The organism is Streptococcus sp. k-378, assembly GCF_013277505.1.
Taxonomy (GTDB): domain Bacteria; phylum Bacillota; class Bacilli; order Lactobacillales; family Streptococcaceae; genus Streptococcus; species Streptococcus pseudopneumoniae.
Map to the genome: position 1 here is coordinate 1 of NZ_VMNC01000136.1, position 8,290 is coordinate 8,290.

Sequence of the window (8,290 nt, forward strand, 5' to 3'; positions counted from 1 at the left end):
TCATTATATGCGAGAATATCGCTATTGTTATGGGGCAGTAGATGCTCAGACAGGAGATTCCTTTTTCCTCATTGCTGGAGGATGCAATACTGAGTGGACCAATGAATTTCTACGGCAAGTCTCACAAGCTTATCCAGATGACTATATTTTACTTGTCATGGATAATGCTATATGGCATAAATCAAGTACCTTAGAGATTCCAAGTAATATTGAGTTAGCTTTTATCCCACCTTATACTCCAGAAATGAACCCTATTGAACAAGTATGGAAAGAAATTCGAAAACGAGGTTTCAAAAACAAGGCTTTCCAAACATTGGAAGCCGTCATTGATAAGCTTCAAGAAGTTATTCAAGGACTGGAAAAAAGCGTTTTAAAGTCCACTGTCAGCAGACAATGGACAAGGTTGCTTTTTGAAAACAATTGAGTATAAAGTAAAATAGATTGCAAGAATTATGATTCAATCATTACAAAATGGTAACTTCCATTTCCCATTCATATTGATACTCAATGAAAATCAAAGAGCAAACTAGAAAGCTAGTCGCAGGTTGCTCAAAGCACAGCTTTGAGGTTTCAGATAAAACTGACGTGGTTTGAAGAGATTTTCGAAGAGTATGACAAATAAAAAACGAACAAGACCTACTTCCTATCACGAAAGCTAGATCTCATTCGTCAAAATGATATTACCAAGTCTGGTTTATCCATTCATTGAAACGTGAACATGGTCATAGTGATTTTCTGTCACACTACCGCGGTCTGGCATTGGGTTCCAAGTATTAGCTGGCCCATATTTGCTATCGAATGGAGCATAGAAACGTTGTTTCCAGATGATATAACTAATACCACGGCTAGCCATATTTTGAATAGCGTATTCCGCAATCTTATCCCCTAGTTCTGAGCTTTCTGGGACCATAAAATCGATAGCCAAACCTTTTCCGTGATCTCCACTGTCTCCTGGACGGTAACCACTAAAGGATGTGATGCCAAACAAGTTGGCAATTTCTTCTTTAAAGGCAGCCGTTTGTGGTTGAAGGCCTGCATTTTCAGATTTCGCTACTGCAAGCCCAGCATAATCGGGCGCAGCTGGAGCCGCGTAAGTTGTTGAAACTGTTTTCGCCTCTTCTGGTTGATAAGTAGAAACTATTGGTGTAGCTTCATTTGATGATGCTTCTTTTGCTTCTTCTGCACTTGTTGCAGTTGTTTCGATTGCTGTTTCTTCTGCTGGCGTTGTAGTTTCTTCCACTGCTGATTCAGCTTGGGAACTTGCTTGAGTTTCATCTTTATCAGCTGGAGTCGTTGCCTGAGGAGTTGCTTCTGAAACTGCACTACTTGTTTCGGATGTTTGCCCCTCTGGGGTAAAAATCTCTGTAGATGGCGCAACTTCTTCTGAAGCAGTCACTGTCTCTGTAACTTCTGAACTTGATGCTACTTCTTTTGGAGCTTCTGCAATCGGTTGAGAAAGATCTGCAACTTGAACAGTTTGATCATCTACGGTTACTTGATTGGTTGTCAAATCTGCTGTCGCAATTGTCACCTCTTCACTAGAAGCCACTTGAGGTGTTTGGATTTCAACTTCTGTTACTTCTTCTGCTTCATTGATAGTCGTTGTCAAAACAGTTTCTGGGAAAATCAGATCCATATTAGTGATTTTATTCAAATTCGCAAGAACTGTAACATCTACACCCAGGGCTTCTGCAATGGTGCTCAAGGTATCACCGTACTGAACGGTATAACTTGTTTTGTTGTCCGTTTTAGTCAAATCATTTTGGATTTGCTCAACACTACGTGCAGTCCAAAGAAGTTCTTCTGCTTGAGTTGCCAATACTGGGGCAAATGACAAAGCTACTGTTGAGGCTAATAATATTCTTTTCTTCATTCTTTCAAATTCCTTTCAAATGAGTACCTGTCTATCATAACACAAAAAATGCAGAAAAAAAGCCCTCTCGGGCCTATTTAACAAAACTGTCCATTCCTTGTAACAAACTCGGTTACTTGAAATAGTTTGTTAGGTCTCTGTCACAAAACTGACACAATCTTATCGTCACTTTCCTTCAAAAATATAAGGAATATCTGCTAACACTTGAATCCTGTGATTGCCTTCATAAGACGACTCTAAAAAGTTGAGACTTTGAATCCCACTATTCTGGGCAAATTCCACATCCAGAGTCCGATCCCCTATATAATAGGTCTTCTCAGAATCCAACTGATACTTGTCTAACAGATAGGTAGCCGCTTCTGAACTAGGTTTACGCGCAAAGCCACTCTGATTGGTTAAAATCTCCGTAAAATAGGACTCCAAACCCAAATCTCTGAGAATGGTAAAAGCATTATCTCCTTTATGAGTGTAGACAAACTGTTGAATTCCTGATTCATCTGCCCAAGCTAGCACCTCACGCGCACCTGGCATTAAGAATACCTGGGCATTCTTTTCAGCCAGACTCTGGGCACGCACTTGATTGAGCACTTCCACATCTAGCTTCCGCTCTTCTGCCACCTGCACAAGCAAATCCTGCACCGAATACTTGAGGATAAACTCTCTTACCTTCTCCTTATCATAAGGAATAGAAAACTGAGCAAAAGTCTCCTCAATCCCTGATAAAATCGCTTCGTAAGAATCCAATAAAGTCCCGTCTAAATCCCAAATAAAAGCTGTTTTTTGCATTTCCTATCCTTTCAAGCTCATATAGCGCTGGTAACGATAGCGTAGAAATAGCCAACGAAAACCATTATCCAAAAGGGTTCCGGCCCAAATACCGGGCAAGCCCCAACCAAGCACAATCCCCATTAGATATCCTGTTCCAATGCGGATACACCACATTCCTATACTTGTCGCATAAAAGGGAAGCCGAGCATTGCCCAAACCCTGCCAGACTGCTGTATAGATGACTGTTCCTGTCGTCATAGGGGTTCCAAGTAGTGAAAACAGTGTCACTAGAACACTAGCCTCAACCGCTAGAGAATCTGTCGTATAGAGATGAGTTAATGGCACACCCAAGGCATAGATACTAAAGGTCAAAGGCAACATGAGAATCAGAGAAAGCCAAAAGGTTTGCTTGCTCAAACTAGCTACTCTTTCCCAATTATCCTCTCCAACTGCTCGAGCTACCAGCATGACCGTTGCCGTAGCAACTCCAAAAGCAGGCATGTAGTTAAACTGGGTCAAAACTTCTCCGACCGCATTTCCCGCCACTGCCTCTGTCCCGAAAGACACAACCAAGGCAATGATAACGACATCACCAGCCCGCATCATAAGCCTCTCTCCAGCTGCTGGAAAAGCTAAGGTCAATAGTTCCTTATCTAAACCAAAAGTCGGTTTCATATAAGGCAGTTTTAATTGTGACCACAAAATCACAAGACCAACCAAACGAGACAGAATAGTCCCCCAAGCAACACCCGCTATCCCCATATCCAGTACAAAAATAGCTAGACTGGAAAAGAGAATATTCAAGGCATTTGACAAGATGCTGACATAAAGAGGCAGACGTAGATTATGCGTTGCACGAATCAAGGCTCCCAGACTAGTCATTAAACCTAAGAGAACAATCGATCCGCCTACCAAAGATAGGTAGAGTCCACCACTCTCAGCTACATCTCTCTCTGTCCCCAAAAGTCCAATCATCTCTTGCCCAGCGAAGATAGACAAAGCTCCCAAAAGGAAACTTAATAGTAAAGTAATTTTCAACGCCTCAGTCACATGATAGACTAGCTTAGACTGATCCTTCTGCCCCAAACTTTTTGAAATAACACTGGAAATAGCAGCTCCCAGAGCGATGAAAATCGCCTGGTAAATCGTGATAATATTGCCAGCTACTGATACACCCGAAATAGCTATCAAACCCAAGTGAGCAACCAGATAACTGTCCACCATCCCCATGAGCATCTGCAAAAAGTTTTCGCCCATAGCTGGCAAGGCAATATTAAGAATGTCTTTATTTTTCTTAAACAATCCTTCCTCCTGATGAAAAGAAACTCAGTTGGTTTCCCAACCGAGTTTACTCCTTCTGTCTTAAAGTCCTAAATAAGACTCAACCGCTGCTTGCATATCAGCAGCTGCAACAGTTGTCTTATGACGAACAGGAGCTGTTTCAAGCCCATCAACTGCTGGTGGCACTGCAACGCCTGAGATTTCATGTAATTGAGCCAAGGCTTCAAAGTCGCCAAGCCCTGATTTTCCAGTTACAGCTTCTACTGCAACCACTGGGAACTTGTATGGACTCGCTGTTGAAGCAATCACTGTCTTAGTTACATCGCCAGTAGCCGCTTGGTATTTCTTATAAACTGCCGAGGCAACCGCCGTATGTGGATCCTCGATATAAGAATCTGACTCATAAACACGCTTGATTTCTGCTGACGTTTCTTCTTCAGTCGCATATTCTGCTGCAAAGAGTTCAAGAATCTCTTCATCAAAATTAGTCAACTCATATTGACCTTGGCTACTCAAAGTATTCATGAGTTCGGCTGTCTTAACCGCATCATTACCCAAAAGATGGAAAATCAAACGCTCCAAGTTTGAAGATACCAAAATATCCATAGATGGACTAGTTGTTACCTTAAACTCACGTTTCTTATCGTAAACACGTGTCTTGAAAAAGTCTGTCAAAACATTGTTGTCATTTGAAGCACAGATTAGTTTGCCAACTGGGAGGCCGATTTGTTTGGCATAAAAGGCAGCCAAGATATTTCCAAAGTTTCCTGTTGGTACCGTGAAGTTGACCTTATCACCAGCCTCAATCTCACCAGTCTTGACCAACTGAGCATAGGCATAAACATAATAAACAATCTGTGGTACCAGACGACCAATGTTCATAGAGTTAGCAGATGAAAATTGCAACTTGTTGGCCGCTAATTTTTCACGAAGAGCCACATCATTGAACATATGCTTCACATTTGTTTGAGCATCGTCAAAGTTACCATCAATAGCGATAACATGAGTATTGTCACCAGTCTGAGTGGTCATTTGCAACTCTTGAACCTTGCTGACACCATCCTTTGGATAAAAGACGATAATTTCAGTACCAGGCACATCCGCAAACCCCGCCATAGCAGCTTTCCCCGTGTCACCAGATGTCGCTGTTAAGATGACAATCTTGTTCACCAAACCATGCTTCTTAGCAGCTGTTGTCATAAAGTATGGCAAAATAGACAAGGCCATATCCTTAAAGGCAATCGTTGATCCATGGAACAGTTCCAAATTGTATTGACCGTCTAATTTCACCAAAGGCGCTATAGCTGGAGTATCAAATTTACTATCGTAGGCATTGTTGATACAGTAGTCCAACTCTTCAGCTGTAAAGTCATCTAAAAATGCTGACAAAACAATCTTAGCAACTTCCTGATAAGAAGCAGCTTTCAATTTGTCAAAGTCCAAATCTACCTTTGGATAAGTAACCGGTGTAAACAAACCGCCGTCCGTCGCCAAACCTTGCAAAATAGCTTGGCTAGCAGTTACTGTATTGTTGGCATCACGCGTTGATTGATAAACTAATGTCATTACTCTCTATCCTTTATCTATAGTCTCTTCCATTATATCATGATTTTTCAGAAAATTCTCCCTTTAGTAAGAGAAATTATAGGCTCAATTCTTCTTTCAAAGGCTGTAGGTAGGTCATTTCTTTCTTATTTCTCATCTTCAGTCCTTCCTCGGCTAGCAGGAGTAAGTCTTTGGAAAATCCAATAATCGCAGTTTCTTCCTGATCTGTAAGCTTTTTCTTAGAAAATTGTCGTCTTAAAAATTTATAATTTCGCCCAAATTCTTTAAAGAAAGGTGCTGTTTCTAAGTAAGCTTCTAACTTATCTAAATTAACTAATAATCCCAAGTGAAAGGCAGCAGAAGCGAAGGTTTTATCTAGAGGCTGAGTACACACACTACGAAACTCAACTGTTCCTCGAGTCGTTAAGTCTTGGTACTGGTAACTACGATGAGTTTCAAAATCCTTCTCTTGAGGGTAAATAAGAATCTCATCCCCATTAAGAGCATATGCTTGGATTTCAGATGTAGCCAAATAGTCCCTAGCCTGAATGGGATAAAAATAATAGGTTTGTCCATCACGTTCCGCAGTAAAAATCGCAGAATGATCGAGATAGTCAAAAAAATCATCTTCATCATCAAAAAGTCTAGTATTAACCCCAACATTCTCTGGATAGATGCCATGCATCGATTCTTCCCAGAAGATGTCCCTTGAAATTTTTGTATCCCAATCCGCACCTGTAAACTCAGAATTGGCAAATAAATAAGCCTTAACTGTTTCAATTTGGGTAAAAGCATTAATCACCCGTAAGTAGTTGGATTTTGAAATATCCAGCTGAACCTGACTCCCACAGATAAAAGCACCATATTCAGGGAAATAATGTAAATCTGATTTAGTAATATTTCTACTCAAATTCAAATAATCCATCAACATTTGATAGCGTGGATAAGCCACTGGATAATTCTCATTTTTATCCCAGTTAGGATGAATTCCACAGCCAACGATAGCATGATTGGATTCAGCTAACTTTCTCTGAATTACATCCATATAATTATTAAAACGATTTTCGACATCTTGAATTGTTTCAGCCTTACCAAATGCAAACTCAATCGTTGTATAGGAAACTTCAAATAAAATAGCATCCTGACTTATCGGATCTACTAACTGGATCAGATTGCCAAAATCATCTACCTTTTCGACAGTGAAATCAAAAGAAGAAACTAAATATCGGAATAAGTACTTGATAACTTCAACATCTGTAGCATCCCCTTCCAAGTTTACAACAGGATATTCCAGCTCAATCCCGACAAACAATTCAGGATTTTCTTTAATATTTTTCAAATACCGATGTTTTAATAAATCGATAGAACGAGACATACTTCCCTACACTTTCATAATCTAAATAAAATTTGGATAAGTATTATTATAGCAAAAATAATATAAAAAAGGAACGAAGACTTACAACGTTCCTTATCGCTATACTATACCGGCGGCCGGGGTCGAACCGGCACGTCCTTGCGGACACTGGATTTTGAGTCCAGCGCGTCTGCCAATTCCGCCACGCCGGCAAATAGTAACTGGGGTAGCTGGATTCGAACCAACGCATGAGGGAGTCAAAGTCCCTTGCCTTACCGCTTGGCTATACCCCAATAATATAAAATAGGCGAGTGATGGGGATCGAACCCACGCATGCCAGAGCCACAATCTGGTGTGTTAACCACTTCACCACACCCGCCATAATTTTATTAACACGGGCAGTAGGAATTGAACCCACACTGAAGGTTTTGGAGACCTTAGTTCTACCTTTAAACTATGCCCGTAAAATGGAAGGGGAGGGATTCGAACCCCCGAACCCGAAGGAGCGGATTTACAGTCCGCCGCGTTTAGCCTCTTCGCTACCCTTCCAAAATATATAAATGGCGCGAGACGGAATCGAACCGCCGACACATGGAGCTTCAATCCATTGCTCTACCAACTGAGCTACCGAGCCTTATTGCGGGAGCAGGATTTGAACCTACGACCTTCGGGTTATGAGCCCGACGAGCTACCGAGCTGCTCCATCCCGCGTTAATATAAAAGGAGGATGTGGGATTCGAACCCACGCACGCTTTTACACGCCTGACGGTTTTCAAGACCGTTCCCTTCAGCCGGACTTGGGTAATCCTCCAAAATAGTTTATACGGGAACAAGCCCGTGTCCTCTTAGTGAACAGATAATATTCCACCCCCTACTAATGGACTAAATACTATGGGCACGAGTGGACTCGAACCACCGACCTCACGCTTATCAGGCGTGCGCTCTAACCACCTGAGCTACGCGCCCAAGTCAAAAACTTGGTACAAAGAACAAAGTTCAAAGCGGATGACGAGAATCGAACTCGCGACAACAGCTTGGAAGGCTGTAGTTTTACCACTAAACTACACCCGCTAAAATGGGAGTTAACGGGATCGAACCGCTGACCCTCTGCTTGTAAGGCAGATGCTCTCCCAGCTGAGCTAAACTCCCTAGAGCTAAGCGACTTCCCTATCTCACAGGGGGCAACCCCCAACTACTTCCGGCGTTCTAGGGCTTAACTTCTGTGTTCGGCATGGGTACAGGTGTATCTCCTAGGCTATCGTCACTTAACTCTGAGTAATACCTACTCAAAATTGAATATCTATTCAAACCAAGAAAACCGTTCGCTTTCGTATTCTCAGTTACTTTGGATAAGTCCTCGAGCTATTAGTATTAGTCCGCTACATGTGTCGCCACACTTCCACTTCTAACCTATCTACCTGATCATCTCTCAGGGCTCTTACTGATATATAATCATGGGAAATCTCATC

At 41.7% G+C, this 8,290-nt stretch carries 6 protein-coding genes, 11 tRNA genes and 2 rRNA genes; 1 reads left to right on the forward strand and 18 read right to left on the reverse strand.

Going from position 1 to position 8,290, the window contains the following annotated elements; translation table 11 throughout:
• Window positions 1-424: IS630 family transposase (locus HT719_RS10565; protein WP_172929168.1), on the forward strand; the 424-nt coding region annotated here is incomplete at its 5' end.
• Between the two features lie 270 nt (window positions 425-694).
• Here HT719_RS10565 and HT719_RS10570 read toward each other — a convergent pair.
• The 18 genes from HT719_RS10570 to HT719_RS10655 all read right to left on the reverse strand — a co-directional run.
• The gene (locus HT719_RS10570) at window positions 695-1,873 is read right to left on the reverse strand and encodes a LysM domain-containing protein (protein WP_172929170.1); all 1,179 of its coding nucleotides are present in this window, start codon (window positions 1,871-1,873) and stop codon (window positions 695-697) included.
• A 165-nt stretch (window positions 1,874-2,038) separates the two neighbouring features.
• Window positions 2,039-2,659 carry an HAD family hydrolase gene (locus tag HT719_RS10575; protein ID WP_172929172.1) on the reverse strand — a complete coding sequence of 207 codons (621 nt, stop codon included), beginning with the start codon at window positions 2,657-2,659 and terminating at the stop codon, window positions 2,039-2,041.
• Window positions 2,660-2,662: 3 nt separating this feature from the next.
• Window positions 2,663-3,943, reverse strand: a complete 1,281-nt coding sequence (locus HT719_RS10580) for an MATE family efflux transporter (protein WP_172929174.1) — start codon at window positions 3,941-3,943, stop codon at window positions 2,663-2,665.
• A gap of 60 nt (window positions 3,944-4,003) precedes the next feature.
• Window positions 4,004-5,488 (reverse strand): threonine synthase, encoded by a 1,485-nt coding sequence (thrC, locus tag HT719_RS10585; protein ID WP_172929176.1) that lies wholly within the window; start codon window positions 5,486-5,488, stop codon window positions 4,004-4,006.
• Between the two features lie 76 nt (window positions 5,489-5,564).
• The gene (locus HT719_RS10590; RefSeq protein ID WP_119943725.1) at window positions 5,565-6,842 is read right to left on the reverse strand and encodes a gamma-glutamylcysteine synthetase; all 1,278 of its coding nucleotides are present in this window, start codon (window positions 6,840-6,842) and stop codon (window positions 5,565-5,567) included.
• 107 nt (window positions 6,843-6,949) lie between these two features.
• Window positions 6,950-7,033 (reverse strand) — tRNA-Leu (locus tag HT719_RS10595).
• A gap of 9 nt (window positions 7,034-7,042) precedes the next feature.
• Window positions 7,043-7,114: transfer RNA gene (locus HT719_RS10600), tRNA-Gln, on the reverse strand.
• 13 nt (window positions 7,115-7,127) lie between these two features.
• A tRNA-His gene (locus tag HT719_RS10605) sits at window positions 7,128-7,200 on the reverse strand.
• A 14-nt stretch (window positions 7,201-7,214) separates the two neighbouring features.
• Window positions 7,215-7,285, reverse strand: a tRNA-Trp gene (locus tag HT719_RS10610).
• A gap of 4 nt (window positions 7,286-7,289) precedes the next feature.
• Window positions 7,290-7,370 (reverse strand) — tRNA-Tyr (locus tag HT719_RS10615).
• A gap of 12 nt (window positions 7,371-7,382) precedes the next feature.
• A tRNA-Phe gene (locus tag HT719_RS10620) sits at window positions 7,383-7,455 on the reverse strand.
• A 3-nt stretch (window positions 7,456-7,458) separates the two neighbouring features.
• Window positions 7,459-7,532: transfer RNA gene (locus HT719_RS10625), tRNA-Met, on the reverse strand.
• A 10-nt stretch (window positions 7,533-7,542) separates the two neighbouring features.
• Window positions 7,543-7,632: transfer RNA gene (locus tag HT719_RS10630), tRNA-Ser, on the reverse strand.
• A gap of 81 nt (window positions 7,633-7,713) precedes the next feature.
• Window positions 7,714-7,787 (reverse strand) — tRNA-Ile (locus HT719_RS10635).
• A 34-nt stretch (window positions 7,788-7,821) separates the two neighbouring features.
• Window positions 7,822-7,892 (reverse strand) — tRNA-Gly (locus HT719_RS10640).
• Between the two features lie 5 nt (window positions 7,893-7,897).
• Window positions 7,898-7,970, reverse strand: a tRNA-Val gene (locus tag HT719_RS10645).
• A 4-nt stretch (window positions 7,971-7,974) separates the two neighbouring features.
• Window positions 7,975-8,090, reverse strand: a 5S ribosomal RNA gene (gene rrf / locus HT719_RS10650).
• A 76-nt stretch (window positions 8,091-8,166) separates the two neighbouring features.
• A 23S ribosomal RNA gene (locus HT719_RS10655) occupies window positions 8,167-8,290 on the reverse strand; the annotation flags it as partial.